Raw genomic sequence first — 15,339 nt, forward strand, 5'->3', positions numbered from 1 at the left:
TATATTATTTCTTGAATCCCATAATCGTTTTCTCAATAATGGCAACACATTCAGCCATTTGCTCCTCGGTAATTACCAAAGGTGGCGCGAGACGAATAATATTCCCATGAGTAGGTTTTGCAAGCAATCCATTTTCTTTTAACTGTACACATAGATTCCAGGCAGTTTCGCTTTCCGGTGAATCGTTGATGATGATTGCGTTTAATAAACCTTTCCCACGAACTTTGACTATTAAATCTGATTTTTCAATAATTCGGTTCATTTCCTGACGGAAAATATCTCCCAATCTGCGTGCATTTTGAATTAAATGCTCCTCAGAAACTACATCCAAAGCAGCCATCGCAACTTTCGCAGCGATAGGATTACCACCAAACGTAGAACCATGCTGACCTGGTTTAATGACCTCCATGATTTCATTATCTGCTAATACCGCAGAAACCGGATAAGCACCTCCTGAAAGAGCTTTACCTAAAATTAAGATATCTGGTTTGGTGTAAGTAGGTTGTTGCTCACATTGATTTTCGCATGAACAATTACCGCAAACTGCTAATAAACTTCCGGTACGGGCAATTCCCGTTTGAACTTCGTCTGCGATAAATAACATTCCATTTGCATGACAAACAGCTTGTGCTTTTGCAATAAAATCTTCATCTGGCGTATAAACTCCAGCTTCACCCTGAATAGGTTCTACCAAAAATCCAATAACGTTTTTATCTTTCGCAACTTCTTCCAAAGCGTTGATATCATTGTAAGGAATACTGATAAATCCACCTGTATAAGGACCAAAATTATCACGAGCGTTGTCATCATCAGAAAAAGAAATAATGGTCGTTGTTCTACCATGAAAATTTCCTTTGCAAACAACAATTACAGCTTCATTTTCTGCAACACCGTTTTTTTCATATGCCCATTTACGACATAATTTAATAGCTGTTTCTACAGCTTCGGCACCAGTATTCATTGGCAAGACTTTATCAAACCTAAAATATTCGGTAACATATTTCTCGTAAGGACCTAATACATTATTATAAAAAGCACGTGAAGTTAAAGCCAAAGTCTTCGCCTGAGCGATTAATGCATCCACGATTTTTGGATGAGAATGGCCCTGATTCACGGCGGAATAAGAGGAGAGAAAATCGTAATATCTTTTCCCTTCAACATCCCACACGTAAACTCCTTCGCCTTTATCTAAAACCACAGGAAGCGGATGATAGTTGTGAGCGCCATGTTCATTTTCTAAATCAATGTAATACTGAGAATCTTTTTGTTGCGTAACTGCTGACATATCTTTTACTTTTTGCAAATTTAATGATAATAATTGAAACAAAAACTGCCTCAAAAGAGGCAGTAATATTTAAAAAAACAGATTTAATTGTCGAATTTTTTGTCCATTACAAAATCCTCCATAAATTTTGTAGTGTAATTTCCGGCGAGGTAATCTTCATTTTCCATCAACTGTCTGTGGAAAGGAATTGTTGTTTTTACGCCTTCAACATAAAATTCTTCTAAGGCACGTTTCATTTTTGCGATTGCTTCATCGCGAGTTTGAGCCGTTGTAATTAGCTTAGCGATCATAGAATCGTAATTGGAAGGAATCGTGTACCCTGAATAAACATGAGTATCAACACGAATTCCGTGTCCACCAGGAATATTCAATTCTGTAATTTTACCCGGAGAAGGTCGGAAATCGTTGTAAGGATCCTCTGCGTTAATTCTACATTCAATGGAATGAAGTTTCGGCAAATAATTAATTCCGGAAATCGCTGTTCCGGAAGCTAATAGAATCTGCTCCCGAATTAAATCGTAATCAACAACCTGTTCTGTAATTGGATGTTCGACCTGAATCCTGGTATTCATTTCCATAAAATAGAAATTACGATCCTTGTCAACCAAAAACTCAATCGTTCCAACCCCTTCATAAGCGATATATTCTGCAGCTTTAACCGCAGCGTCGCCCATTCTTTTTCGAAGATCATCGGTCATAAAAGGAGAAGGAGTTTCCTCCGTTAATTTTTGATTTCTACGTTGTACAGAACAATCTCTTTCGGAAAGATGACATGCTCTACCGTATTGATCGCCTGCAACCTGAATTTCGATATGTCGGGGTTCCTGAATTAGTTTTTCCATGTACATTCCACCGTTACCGAAAGCAGCGGTTGCCTCCTGCACTGCAGAATCCCAGTGTTCGTGAAGATCTTCGGCTTTCCAGACAGCACGCATTCCTTTTCCACCACCACCTGCAGTTGCCTTGATCATCACGGGATAACCCATTTCTTCAGCTAGAATTGCAGCTTGTTCGTAACCATCAATTAAACCTTCAGAACCGGGAACACAAGGAACGCCGGCTTCTTTCATCGTCGCTTTAGCGTTGGCTTTATCGCCCATTCGATCGATTTGATCCGGAGTTGCGCCAATAAATTTAATTCCGTTTTCCTGACAGATCCGGGAGAAATTAGAATTTTCTGATAAAAATCCATATCCCGGATGAATAGCATCGGCGTTCGTAATTTCTGCAGCTGCAATGATATTAGAAATTTTAAGGTAAGAATCTTTACTTGCCGGCGGACCAATACAAACCGCTTCATCCGCAAAACGAACATGAAGACTGTCTTTATCTGCCGTAGAATAAACCGCAACCGTTTTAATTCCCATTTCTTTGCAGGTTCGTAGAATCCGCATTGCAATTTCGCCACGGTTGGCTATTAATATTTTTTTGAACATCTTTTTGATATTTTAAATTTTAAATTCTGAATTTTAAATTATTTTAAATGCGTTTCCACTTAAAATCTATAATTTATAATTTAAAATTTCTTAAGAAGGATCTACTAAGAATAAAGGTTGATCGTATTCTACCGGCGTCATATCGTCTACCAGAATTTTCACGATTTTTCCGGAAATTTCAGATTCGATCTGGTTGAATAATTTCATTGCTTCGATTACGCAAACCACTTTACCGTTAGAAACCTCGTCGCCAACATTAACAAAAACATCTTTGTCTGGCGAAGGTTTTCTGTAAAACGTTCCAATCATCGGAGATTTAATCGTAATAAATTTACTTTCGTCAGAAGTATTTTCTGCAGCAGGTGAATCAGAAGAAGTTGCAGCGGGAGCCGGTGCAGATAAATTTTGCTGCTGTGGAGCAGAATGATAAACAGGCGGCTGTTGCATGTAGGTCATTTCGTTCCCTCCAAGCGGGGTTTTAATAGTAATTTCGAAATCTTTCGTTTTGTATTTTACTTCGGAAACTTCCGCTTTAGACACAAATTTTATTAGATTTTGGATGTCTTTAATGTCCATATAATTGGTTTTTGTTTAGTATGCCAAAGATAATAAAAAACAACAAAAAACCACTCAAAATTCAAAAAATCGAGTGGTTTTGATATAAAATTGAAGTTTTATTAAGTTTTACGCTTAAATCTCTTCTGTAGTTTCTACTGTTTTTTCCATTACTACCTTACCTCTGTAGTACATTTTTCCTTCAGACCAGTGTGCTCTGTGGTACAAGTGCATTTCACCTGATGTTGCATCTTTTGCTAATTGAGGAACTTCTGCCTTGTAATGCGTTCTTCTTTTATCTCTTCTTGTTGAGGATTGTCTTCTTTTAGGATGTGCCATTTCTTATATTTTTAATTTGATGAGCGATGAGACGTTGATTGCTCAATTCTCATCATTTTAAACTATTTATTATTATCTTTTAAATTCTTAAGTGCTTCCCATCTCGGGTCGCTTGTCGGTTCTTCTACTATTTCTTCTTTCGGGCAAAATTTTTCTAATATTTCTAAATCTTCTTCAGAAATATTGGGAGAAACTTTTTTCATCGGGATCGATAACATTACATTTTCATAGATCAACTGCGCTATATTGAACGCGTGATCTTTAGCTGAAATTGTAATAACATCAATTTCGCTGTCATCGTATTCTTCCCCGAATTTCACTAAAACCTTCATTTCGTTTTCTAAAGGATGATGAAAGTTGTCGTTTGTAATATCACAAACTAAATTAACAGTGCCTTCTGTCTTCATCCAAAATTCTAAGAAAGTCGTGTGTTTTTCCATTAAAACATCAGCAACGATCTGTGGTTCTGTAAATTCCTGTTCCGTTTCGAAAAGTTGAAAGAACTTCTTATCTATCTCAAATTTGAATTCGTGTTTACCGTTTTTCAGTCCCGAAAACACGATGTCGTAGTTTCTTAGTCTGTCCATAAAATGAGTGTGCAAAAATATGCAAATTTTTTAATATTACAAATAATTTCTTAAACAAATATCAGAGAAATAATATTTGCCATTATTTAGTGGTGTCGATCTCTGGGTAGATCTTCGTCAACGCCGTGTCCAACTCCACTTCTGCGAGGTTGCATTCTATTGGTCATTAAGTCATTATATTCCTGTCTGTTCTTATAGATTTTAATCGCCATGAAAATAGCTTCACTAAAACTTTGTTCATCGGCAATATTTTGTCCTGCAATATCATAGGCAACCCCGTGATCCGGAGATGTTCTGATAAAAGGCAATCCCGCCGTGTAATTTACGCCTTCTTCATAAGCCAGTGTTTTAAAAGGCGCTAAGCCCTGATCGTGATACATCGCCAAAACAGCGTCAAAGTTCTTATACTTATTAGGTTGAAAATAGCTGTCTGCGGGAAATGGTCCAAAAGCTAAAATTCCATTATCAAAAAGTTCGCGGATCGCTGGTTCGATGATTTCAATTTCTTCATTACCAATTGCACCGCCGTCGCCCGCATGTGGATTTAATCCTAAAACTGCGATTTTTGGTCTTTCTACCTGAAAATCTTCAATCAAACACTGGTTGAGCATTTTGATTTGCTTTTTTATTTTTTCCTTCGAAATATTTTCTGCGACCTGTACAATTGGGATATGATGTGTAGAAACAGCAACCTTCAGATCTTCAGTCACTAAAAACATTAATCCTTTTTTACCAAACTTCTCTTCTAAATAGCCGGTGTGTCCTGCATGCGCAAAACCATGTTTCATCATCTCTTCTTTATTGATGGGCGCCGTTACGAGAACGTCAATTTCACCATTCATCAAAGCATTGGTCGCAGCTTCTAATGATTCGATCGCCATTTTCGTAGATTCTTCAGTTGGCTTCCCTAAATCAACATTTACATTATCTTTCCAAAGATTCACCATATTAATCTTATCAACCTGCGCCTGAGAAGTTTCGGTGATGTAATGAAAATTATGGTTCAGTTTGAAAATATTTTTCTGATAAGTAAATAACTTTCCGGAACCAAAAATAATCGGTGTAAAAAAATCGGTAATTGCTTTATCTTTTAGAGATTTCATGATGATTTCCGGACCAATGCCATTGAAATCGCCTATAGAAATACCCACTTTTATTTTGTGCTGTTTCGGACTCATTTTTAATTATCTTTGAAAAAATTAATAGAATTTCACAAATTTAGGAAATTAGAAATAACTATCTCGTTTTATTTCTAAACTTAACATTTCAACAGTAAATATTCCTTTTATGTTCACAGGTATTATCGAAGCTACGGCTACAATTCAAAAAATTGAAAAACAGGCAGAAAACATTAATATCACTTTAATCTGCCCCTTTACTCAAGAGTTAAAAATTGACCAAAGTTTGGCTCACAATGGTTGTTGTTTAACTGTTGTGGAAATTTCCGGCGATCAATACCGCGTTACTGCAATTGCAGAAACTTTAGAAAAAACCAACTTAAGTGAGTGGAATGTTGGAACTGAAGTGAATTTGGAACGTTGTTTGAAGTTCGATGGTAGACTCGATGGACACATTGTTCAGGGGCATGTCGATAAAACCGGAACTGTAAAAAATATTGAAGATAAAGATGGGAGCTTTTTCATCACCATTCAATACGATGAAACAGATGATTTTACTACCGTAGCGCAAGGTTCAATAACAGTTAATGGAATTAGTTTAACGGTTGCTGCAAGCGGCGCTGGAGAATTTTCTGTAGCAATTATACCTTACACTTGGGAATTCACTAATATGAAAGACCTTAAAATTGGAAATATGGTTAATTTAGAATTCGACATTATTGGTAAATATGTAACGAAACTGATGAAAAAAAATGCCGTTCTCTAAATACAAAGGTTATAGCTTAAGAAATAAGGTTTTCGGCGGTTTTCTGCTGATTTGTTTGCTTAGTATTTTAGGCTCTTCTATTCTCTCTTTTTATATCTTAAAAAATAATGCGGTCGAACAAAGCCGCACCGATCTTCAGAAAAAATCAGAATCTTTGATGTCTGCGCTTGATTATGGCGTAAGTCATACCCAGGTTGAAACTGCTGATTTACCCACTATTCTTAGTAACGACATATTCGAAATCGCCGATATTAATAATCAGGATATTATTATTTACGATTTAAACGGAAAGCTTTTAATTTCTAATAAAGACAGCAATCTGATCGCAGAGAAAAAGATCCCACTCGGAATTGTAAATCAAGTCTTGAAAAGCGACAAAAGAGTTGATATTCAAAATTATGATAAAAAGACAGATTCTAATGTAACATCCTCTTACACAGTACTGAAAAACAACATGTTAGAACCGATTGCGATTGTTTATTTCCCCTTTTATCATAATGACGGTTCCTATTTCAATGTCTTTAATAAATATGTGAATTACATCGTCATCGTTAATTTATTTATCATTGCGTTTGCAGTTTGGCTGAGCTGGATCATCTCAAATAATTTGACAAAAGCAGTTACCAAATTCTCCGACTTAATTAACAGAGTTACCCTTTTCGAAAAGGATCCGCAGGCGATTCGCTATTATCAAAATGATGAACTCAGTCAGCTCGTAAAAGCGTACAACAAAATGATCCTGCAGATCAAAGAGCAGAAAGAACGCTTGAGTTTCAAAGAAAAAGAGGAAGCGTGGCGCGAAATGGCAAAGCAGGTTGCCCACGAGGTTAAAAATCCTTTAACACCAATGAAGCTGACCATTCAAAATTTCGAACGGAAATTTGATCCTAATGATCCTGACATTTGTGAAAAAGTGAAACATTTAAGCAAGACCGTTGTGGATCAAATCGATCTGGTCGCAAAAGTGGCAAGCGCTTTTTCTCAATTTGCACAGTTGCCGGAAAAAAATAACGAAGTTTTCAATCTAAATAAAGAAATTAAAAACATCACCAATATTTTTAGCGATGAACGAATCTACTTTCATGCTAATCACGAAAATATCATGATCGATATGGACAAAATTTATTTGTCCCGAATCATTACCAATCTTGTGGCAAATGCGAGACAAGCCAGAGATGAGAACCGCGAAAATATCATTAACGTTGATGTAGAGCAGCGCCAAAAGCGGATTATCATCACGGTTGAAGATAATGGCGTTGGAATTCCGGAAGAATTGTACGACCGAATTTTTGAACCGAATTTTACGTCGAAAACCAGCGGAACCGGCCTCGGTTTAACCATGGTTCGAAAAATGGTAGAAGATTATAAAGGAGAAATTTCTGTGAAATCGGAAATTGGTAAAGGTTCAACTTTTACTATTTTACTGCCAAATAATTTGTAAATCAAAATCGCTATTCCGACTATTTCCATCATTAATGAAGCCTTTTCAGTTCAAAAAATTTAGTATTAATCAGTCCACCGATGTTTTTCGCGTCGGAACAGATGGCGTTTTATTGGGTGCTTTGTCAACTGTTCAAAATGCGATTAGAATATTGGAAGTCGGCACAGGAACTGGTTTAATATCTATGATGGTAGCGCAAAGAAATCCAACTTCGGATATATTAGCTATTGATCTTAACAAGGAAGCTGTAGATCTCGCAAGGGAAAATTTTGCAAATTCACCCTTTCAAAGACAACTAAATGTTCAGCATCAAGATTTTAAAGATTGTTCGTCTGAGGAGCGATATGATTTAATCGTTTCGAACCCACCGTATTTCTCGGAAAATTCGTCCAGCAAAGATATTGTAGCCAGACAGCAAACCGAACTGACATTTGAAAATCTCATTCAAAAATCTGCAGGACTGCTTTCATCAGAAGGACTGCTTTCTGTAATTATTCCTTTTGAGTCCGGAAACTATTTCGAAAGCAAGTGTCTTGAAAATGGTCTATTTCCATCCGGAAAAATTAAAATTTTCGGAATTAAAAACGCTGCACCAAAAAGATGGATTTTTGAATTCAGTCGTAATAAGGGAAACATTTTAGAGACAGAATTTGTAATAGAAAAATCTCCGAGGATTTACAGCGAAGAATATCTGGAACTCACCAAAGACTTTCATCAATTCTTAAAGTAAGAAATAATGATCTATTTTGGGGCGTTCAGCGTAACCACAATATCTTTACCAATGTTTTTCGTGGAGGAATACTTTGCATCACAAACGGAAGTTGTTAAAGTATAACTTCCTTTATCAACCAAAAGAAAATTCTGATTATTCGCTGGAACATCCAGGTTGTAAAACTTTCGGCCACTAATTTTCACAATCAAATTACATTTCGATTTGTTTACGATTTGCACATAAGCTGTTCTGCTGCTTGGATCGGTATTAAAAAGGTGGTTCAGCAAATCTGCTGTTCGCTTATGCTTATCGTTGGATCCGTCTTTCGCCACGTCTCTTTTAATCGATGTTGATAGTTTGGATGTGCTGATTGCTTTTACACTGGGTTTTGCCACTTTCGCCTGTTGCGAAGATGATTTTCCGCTGTTAATTACCGCAATTAATTTCCTTTTGAATTCAGGAGTTTTAGGATTATTGGGATTATTTTTTATAAAGTTCGCAATAACCTGAGGATCTGTACTTTTTTCAACTTGTGCAGCGGTATAATTAGATTGTGCAAAGGATGAAATTGAGATGAAAAGAGCAAAAAAATAAAGATACTTCTTCATAAACAAGGTGGTTTTTAAAAGTTTAAATTTAAATAATAACGCAAAAACTTACTTTTTAGTTTGTGTGAAATTTATTATCTTTGCACGGCTGAAATAATGCTAAATTAAGTAATTATTTAATATAAAAATAAAAATATGTATACACCGGTTGCTGCAGATGTAGCTAAATTAAGAAACATTACAGGCGCAGGAATGATGGACTGCAAAAAAGCTTTGGTTGAAGCAGAAGGAGACTTCGACAAAGCCATTGAGAATTTAAGAAAAAAAGGTCAGAAAGTTGCGGCTAACAGAGCAGACAGAGACTCAGCTGAAGGTGCTGTAATTGCAAAAGTAAACGAAGATAACACCATGGGAGCGATCATCGCTTTAAATTGTGAAACAGATTTCGTTGGAAAAAATGACAGTTTCGTAGAATTAGCACATGAACTTGCTGAACAGGCAGTAGCTTATTCAAATAAAGAAGAATTTTTAGCATCTGATTTCCACGGAATGACAGTTGCAGAAAAATTAATCGAGCAAACAGGTGTAATTGGAGAAAAAATCGAAATCGGTTCTTTCGAAAGAATTGAAGGTCCATTCTTAGGAGCTTACATTCACGCCGGAAATAAAATTGCTGCGATCACTTCCCTTTCTGCAAATGTTGATGGTGCTGTTGAGGTTGCAAAATCAGTTTCTATGCAGGTTGCTGCAATGAATCCACTAGCTTTAGATGAAACAATGATTTCTCAGGAAACGATCGACAGAGAACTGGACATTGAAAGAGAAATTCTAACGAAAGAAGGAAAACCTGCAAACATTATTGATAATATCTTAAAAGGTAAAATGCAGAAATTCTATAAAGACAATACTTTAGTTCACCAGGCTTTTATTAAAGACGGAAGTACTTCGGTTGCTGATTACGTAAAATCTGTTAACGGAGATTTAAAAGTGATCGGTTTTGTAAGAGTTAGTCTTACTTAATACGCTAAAAACTTAAAAAAGATCATCTCTTTCTAATTATAGAAAGAGATTTTTTTTGACTAAAGATCTGGGATCAGTCCGGCTTCTGTCTGCGGGAACAGCATTTTGCGAAAATTTGAGGATGCGACCCACTTAATTCCAATAACAAATATCTTCACTTATATTCATGATGTAACTATTTACGTACAAGTTAAAAGTGGAAATTGTACACCTGTTGATCAGATCGTTCATTTTTACCTGCCTGTAAAATCGATCCTTCTTGTTGATCAAATAATTTGTCCAAATGCGGTAACAAGACTTGAAGCAGAAACTGGCTTTCAAAACTATAAATGGATGAGCGAAAATGGCGAGATCATCGCTGAAGGTCCTTCTATCAATTATATAGACGATGTTCCCGTCGGTAAATACATTGTCGAATTAACCTCGATAAACGGTTGTAAACTGGAACAGATAGTAAATATTCTTGCCGCAGAACTTCCAACAATTACAAATATTGATGTATCTGGAAGTACGTCCATCGTTTTTGTAATGGGTAACAATCCTCCTTATCAATATTCTTTGGACAACGAACCTTTTCAAACCTCTAATATTTTCACAAATATTTCACGCGGAATTCACAAGATCTCCGTAAAAGATGCCCAAAGTTGCGACATCATCAAAAAGGAATTTTTGTTGATCAATCTCATCAATTTCATTACACCAAACAACGACGGAAAGAACGATGTTCTGGACTATTCTGATTTGAAGATTAAAAAAGAGGTGAGTATTTCTATTTACGACCGTTATGGAATCCCGGTCTTTACTTCTAAAAACCAGCAATTTATTTGGGACGGCAAAATGAACGGAAGAGTTTTACCGACCGGCAACTATTGGTATATTTTAAACTGGACCGAACCAGATACCAACTTACCCGTTTCCTACAAAGGCTGGATCTTGTTGAAAAATAGAAATTAATTTAAGGCATTGAAATATGGTCGTAATTCTGAAAACCATTCAGGAAATCTTTTACAGACATTCTCTTCTTGCCTTCCAATTGTAATTGTTCCGGAATAAAAAAACCATCATTTGTAAAAATTTTAAATTGATGTTTATCAATTGCTAAAGTTCCAGGAGCTTTATCATGAGACAATAATTCAAACTTTCCCTGATAAATCTTTAAGGTTTTTTCGTCTTCACCTATCTTTAATGCTGTAAATGCACAAGGATAGGGCGACATTCCGCGAATGAAATTATGAACTTTTTCTGAATTTTGATCCCAGTTGATTCGAGTGTCTTCTTTAAAAATTTTAAAAGCATTTTTCGGATGTTCTACTTGAGGCTGTGGTTTTTCCTTAATTGAATTTTCTGCTAAACCATCTAACGTTTTTACGACCAGTTTTGCACCCATCTCCATCAAACGGTCGTGCAATGCTCCCGCGTTTTCATCTGGTGAAATTTCCAGTTCCTCCTGTAAAAGAATATTTCCCTCATCAATTTTTTCATTAATAAAAAAAGTGGTTGCACCTGTTTTCTTTTCCCCATTAATCACCGCATAATTAATCGGTGCTGCACCGCGATAATCAGGCAACAATGAAGCGTGAAGATTAAACGTTCCCAGTTCAGGCATTTCGAATAAAATCTTAGGCATCATTCTAAATGCCACGACCACAAAAACATCGGCATTCAATTTTTCAATCTCTTCTAAAAATTCAGCATTCTTTAATTTCTCCGGTTGAAAAACAGGAAGATCATTTTCTACAGCAAAGATCTTTACCGCAGACTGATTCATTTTTTGTCCGCGACCACTGGCTTTATCGGCAACGGTCACCACGCCTACAACTTCATGCGCAGATTGATGAATGGATTCTAAACAGGTTTTTGCAAATTCTGGAGTTCCGAAAAAGAGGACTTTTAATACTTTCATTTTTTTGAAAAAAGATTATTAAATTAATTTTGAAGTGGTTTTTAAGTAAGTCACAACTTACCAATTTAAGTCACCGTATACGTTCTGAAGTTGAGCATTTTTACCTGCCCCGAATCTAAAAGATGAATGAGATTTTCTAAAATATTTTCCTTTTCAAAATATTTTAGTTTAATGGCGATTTCTTCAACATTTGAAGGACTTTGTTTCAAAATCTCAACTATTTCTAATCCAATATTCCGACCAAAAATATTTTCTTTTTGCTGGTCACAAACTGAACATTTGCCGCAATTTTTAACATTTTTCTCTCCGAAATAAGACAGAATTAACTTCAACTTGCAGAAATCTGAATCTTGAATAAAAAACTTCATCTCTTCCCATTTTTGAAGCTTATTTTTCTGTATATGTTCAAAAACATTCCAGTATCTTCCACTAAAATGTCGGTCATCACGCGGTTTCAAAAACTTTATACTCGATAATGCCCCATCGATATATTCAACATAACCTTTCCGTTGAAGTTCTTTAATACGTTCTTTCACCAAATGAACATCAGAATCGATCTTTTTGCTTAAAGTTTGTTCGCTGAACATTATTTTGTGCGTTGTTAATCCCGAGAAATTCCGCAATAATATTTCAATAAAATAGGAATCATTTTGAGGCAGCAGATCAAGTTCGTCTGGAGCAATTTTTAATTCTAAAGAAGATAAAGACTGATTAGCATTGAAAAAGATGAATTCCTGATTATGCAGAAAATTTAAAACATTTTTTATTTTAGCCAAAGAAGTTTTTGTAAAATTCTGGATTCGCTGAATATGAAGCTGAAAAACATTTTCGGGGAGATCGTTTTCTGCAATCTGAAAAGTAGAATACAAATAGGAAATAATTTTCTGAAATTCTGCCTTTGAAGGAATTTGATTTCTTAAGATCTGATCAAAATTTAACAGCTCCTGTTCGTTCCACAAAAGAAAAGCGAACGATTCTAAACCGTCTCTTCCTGCTCTACCAATTTCCTGATAATAATTCTCAAGAGATTGAGGTGGAGAAAAATGGATAATAAACCGAACCTGATCTTTATCGATGCCCATTCCGAAAGCATTTGTGGAAATTAGGACATGATTATTACTCTGGATCCATAATTTTTGTTTTGCATTTTTTTCTCTTAAAGGTAATCCTGCGTGAAAAAAATCTATATTTTGAATCTGATTTCTCTGGAGAAATTTGGTAAGTTCTTCGGTTTCTTTACGACTTCTAACATAAATAATGCCGGAGGAATTATTGCCTTTCATCACATTTAGAACCATTTCATACTTATCGGAAATTTTATCGGAAATAATTTTGATATTCGTTCTTCGGAAACTTCGCTGAAAAATTACAGGATTCTTAAGGTTTAATTTAAGTTGAATCTCTGACAGAACTTTTGGAGTAGCCGTTGCAGTAAGGGCTAACAACGGAATCTTTTTTAAGTTCTCCCGGAAGAGTTTAATATTTTGATAGCTCGGCCGAAAGTCTTGTCCCCACTCAGAAATACAGTGTGCCTCATCAACCGCTATAAAAGAGATTTGAATTTCTTCTAAATTTTGTAAAAAAACACGGTTCGTAAGTCGTTCAGGCGAAACATACAGTAACTTGGTTAGGCCATTTTTGCACCGGTTAAAAATAGTTTCTGCATCAAAGTCATCGAGTTCCGAGGATAAATATTCAGCTTCAATACCGTTATTTTTAAGTTGGTAAACCTGATCCTTCATCAAGGCTAAAAGCGGAGAAATCACTAAACAGGTTCCCTCTAAAATCAGAGCAGGAAGTTGATAGCATAAAGATTTTCCACCGCCAGTTGGTAGAAGTGCTAGAGTATCACTTCCTTCGATAACAGCATTAATGATCTCTTCCTGTGAATCTCTAAAAGAATCGTAGCCCCAAAAATGTTTTAGGGTTTGAAATTTTAATTTTTGATAATCCTGCGACGAAATCATGGAGTAAAAATACTGAAACAAAATTCATTAAACAAAAAAAGCCACGCAATGCGTGGCTTTTAAACTATAATTAATTAAAATTTATTTAGTTTCGAAGTAAACTCTTCTGTTTGCTCTGTTTTTCCATTCCGGACATTTAGTAGCTGGTTCACACTCTGGGTATTTAAGGTCTTTTTCACCTCTACCGATTGCGTTTAATTTTCCAGATTCTACACCGTTCTGCATTAAATAACTTTTAACTGTGTTTGCTCTTCTTTCAGAAAGTTTTTGGTTATAAGCATCTGAAGCTCTTGTATCCGTTCCACCTACTACGTTATAAGCGCCTGTAGAAGAATTGATATAATTTACAGCATTGTTCAAGATCGGCGTATTTGACGGAAGAATTCTGTCTGAATTCAAATCAAATTCGATTCCCTCCATTGTTCTTGTATTGTCTGTAATCGTAGAACTAGAATTAGTTGGACAACCATTATTTTCAACTGGACCAGGAACGGTTACACATTTGTCATAAAGATCAATTACTCCATCTAAATCTGTGTCTAAAGCTACACCTGCACCATCAACTCTTGCACCTGCAGGAGTATCAAGTTGTCTGTCCCAATCGTCACAAACTCCATCATTATCTGCATCACCTTTTTTACATACTTCGATATCTTGGTTTTTATCAGCCAAAACGTCTAATTTGTAATAAATTTCCTGCAAAGGATCGTGCCACATTAAGTGAGACTGATGTTTTCCTAATTTTAAAGAAAGACCTAAAGTTGCGTTTAAGAAATTGTCAGAAACCTGATCTTCTCTTTTGTTGATTGTGCTGTATTGTGCACCACCACCATCAAATTGATCATCAGTTGTAACGACATACATTACTCTACCTTCAAGATCAATTCTTCTGTTAATTTTATATTTTAATCCAGCTCCTGCCTGACCAAATAATGAATTGAAAGAAAATGGTTTGATCTCCGTCATTAATTTTTGACCGCCTGCATTTTCTAAATAAGATCTATATGCCAAAGTTCCGATACCAGCATAACCATGTAAAGCCCATCTGTAAGGTGATTTATTATCAACTCTTCTTAAAAGATTAGAAAAATTGACATCTCCTAAGATTGAGATCGCATCGTACTGTGTTCTCGCTCCAACATCTTGGTAACCAGTCCCTGCTGCGTTATCAGTTTTTGTATTGAAAAACCCCTGTCTTGTTTCACCTCTGTCATATTGCAGATTTAAACCAAAAGCATGAGTAATTGCTTTGTCAACACTTAAGTAAGCAGAATATCCGAAAACGTTTTTTCCGTTACCATTTTTGATGGATGTTAAGTCTGCAGACTGTAAAAGTGGTACACCGGCTCCTGCTGAAATTGCCCAATCATTAAATCTCTTAGAGTTTTGCGTAAACGGAGACACGTTTGCAGAACCTGAGGAGAAAGTGTTCGGGTAACCTTCAGTAGAAACTGCCACTGAATCTTGAGCGAACATAGCAGTAGGCAAGGCTACGGCTAAAGCCACGATTGCTAAATTTAGTTTCATAATTTTTTTTGTTAAGTTAATAAATGATATATTTTTTATATTTTCCAAGGGAATTGATCATTTGCCAATATTTTGTTAAAAAAAAGCCTGATCTCCGTGCCTATGAGCAAACACCGTGCCAAGGAAGGATTTTTA

15 protein-coding genes are annotated in these 15,339 nt (G+C 35.8%); 5 read left to right on the top strand and 10 right to left on the bottom strand.

The features are described 5' to 3' along the window. Positions 1-4 precede the first annotated feature (4 nt). The 6 genes from rocD to pdxA all read right to left on the bottom strand — a co-directional run bounded on the left by rocD (position 5) and on the right by pdxA (position 5,380). Complete coding sequence (gene rocD / locus ACZ9HT_RS11240) at positions 5-1,285, bottom strand: ornithine--oxo-acid transaminase (protein ID WP_476040587.1); 1,281 nt, start codon at positions 1,283-1,285, stop codon at positions 5-7. A gap of 83 nt (positions 1,286-1,368) precedes the next feature. Then, positions 1,369-2,721 carry an acetyl-CoA carboxylase biotin carboxylase subunit gene (gene accC, locus ACZ9HT_RS11245; RefSeq protein WP_476040588.1) on the bottom strand — a complete coding sequence of 451 codons (1,353 nt, stop codon included), beginning with the start codon at positions 2,719-2,721 and terminating at the stop codon, positions 1,369-1,371. A gap of 90 nt (positions 2,722-2,811) precedes the next feature. Beyond that, positions 2,812-3,297 (bottom strand): acetyl-CoA carboxylase biotin carboxyl carrier protein, encoded by a 486-nt coding sequence (accB, locus tag ACZ9HT_RS11250; protein ID WP_476040589.1) that lies wholly within the window; start codon positions 3,295-3,297, stop codon positions 2,812-2,814. A gap of 114 nt (positions 3,298-3,411) precedes the next feature. Then, positions 3,412-3,615, bottom strand: a complete 204-nt coding sequence (gene rpmF / locus ACZ9HT_RS11255) for a 50S ribosomal protein L32 (RefSeq protein WP_476040590.1) — start codon at positions 3,613-3,615, stop codon at positions 3,412-3,414. A gap of 62 nt (positions 3,616-3,677) precedes the next feature. Continuing rightward, complete coding sequence (locus ACZ9HT_RS11260; RefSeq protein WP_476040591.1) at positions 3,678-4,202, bottom strand: YceD family protein; 525 nt, start codon at positions 4,200-4,202, stop codon at positions 3,678-3,680. An 86-nt stretch (positions 4,203-4,288) separates the two neighbouring features. After that, entirely contained in the window at positions 4,289-5,380 is a 1,092-nt protein-coding gene (gene pdxA / locus ACZ9HT_RS11265) for a 4-hydroxythreonine-4-phosphate dehydrogenase PdxA (protein WP_476040592.1), read from the bottom strand. A 109-nt stretch (positions 5,381-5,489) separates the two neighbouring features. On the opposite strand from pdxA, the gene ACZ9HT_RS11270 reads away from it, so the two are divergent. From ACZ9HT_RS11270 to ACZ9HT_RS11280, 3 genes are read left to right on the top strand one after another with little or no spacing between them, the layout of a single operon-like run. Then, positions 5,490-6,086 carry a riboflavin synthase gene (locus ACZ9HT_RS11270; protein ID WP_476040593.1) on the top strand — a complete coding sequence of 199 codons (597 nt, stop codon included), beginning with the start codon at positions 5,490-5,492 and terminating at the stop codon, positions 6,084-6,086. Continuing rightward, positions 6,073-7,527 (top strand): sensor histidine kinase, encoded by a 1,455-nt coding sequence (locus ACZ9HT_RS11275; RefSeq protein ID WP_476040594.1) that lies wholly within the window; start codon positions 6,073-6,075, stop codon positions 7,525-7,527. Before ACZ9HT_RS11270 ends, ACZ9HT_RS11275 begins: the two co-directional genes overlap by 14 nt. A 34-nt stretch (positions 7,528-7,561) precedes the next feature. Beyond that, a complete protein-coding gene (locus ACZ9HT_RS11280) occupies positions 7,562-8,257 on the top strand; it encodes a tRNA1(Val) (adenine(37)-N6)-methyltransferase (RefSeq protein ID WP_476040595.1) in 696 nt (231 codons plus the stop codon). Positions 8,258-8,268: 11 nt separating this feature from the next. Here the strand turns inward: ACZ9HT_RS11280 and ACZ9HT_RS11285 are convergent, their stop codons facing one another. After that, the gene (locus ACZ9HT_RS11285; protein ID WP_476040596.1) at positions 8,269-8,847 is read right to left on the bottom strand and encodes a DUF6759 domain-containing protein; all 579 of its coding nucleotides are present in this window, start codon (positions 8,845-8,847) and stop codon (positions 8,269-8,271) included. Between the two features lie 135 nt (positions 8,848-8,982). Between ACZ9HT_RS11285 and tsf the strand changes: the two genes are divergently transcribed. Beyond that, positions 8,983-9,807: a translation elongation factor Ts gene (tsf, locus tag ACZ9HT_RS11290; RefSeq protein WP_476040597.1), complete on the top strand. Its 825-nt coding sequence runs from the start codon at positions 8,983-8,985 to the stop codon at positions 9,805-9,807. Between the two features lie 105 nt (positions 9,808-9,912). Further along, on the top strand, positions 9,913-10,761 hold the full coding sequence (locus ACZ9HT_RS11295) for a T9SS type B sorting domain-containing protein (protein ID WP_476040598.1): 849 nt from the start codon (positions 9,913-9,915) through the stop codon (positions 10,759-10,761). Between the two features lies 1 nt (position 10,762). On the opposite strand, the gene fmt is transcribed toward ACZ9HT_RS11295, so the two are convergent. The 3 genes from fmt to ACZ9HT_RS11310 form a co-directional block, all read right to left on the bottom strand. Continuing rightward, the gene (fmt, locus tag ACZ9HT_RS11300) at positions 10,763-11,710 is read right to left on the bottom strand and encodes a methionyl-tRNA formyltransferase (protein ID WP_476040599.1); all 948 of its coding nucleotides are present in this window, start codon (positions 11,708-11,710) and stop codon (positions 10,763-10,765) included. 65 nt (positions 11,711-11,775) lie between these two features. Continuing rightward, a complete protein-coding gene (locus ACZ9HT_RS11305; protein WP_476040802.1) occupies positions 11,776-13,677 on the bottom strand; it encodes a RecQ family ATP-dependent DNA helicase in 1,902 nt (633 codons plus the stop codon). Between the two features lie 81 nt (positions 13,678-13,758). Next, the gene (locus ACZ9HT_RS11310; RefSeq protein WP_476040600.1) at positions 13,759-15,204 is read right to left on the bottom strand and encodes an OmpA family protein; all 1,446 of its coding nucleotides are present in this window, start codon (positions 15,202-15,204) and stop codon (positions 13,759-13,761) included. Between the last annotated feature and the right edge of the window lie 135 nt (positions 15,205-15,339).

Source organism: Chryseobacterium sp. UYP7 (genome assembly GCF_056279225.1).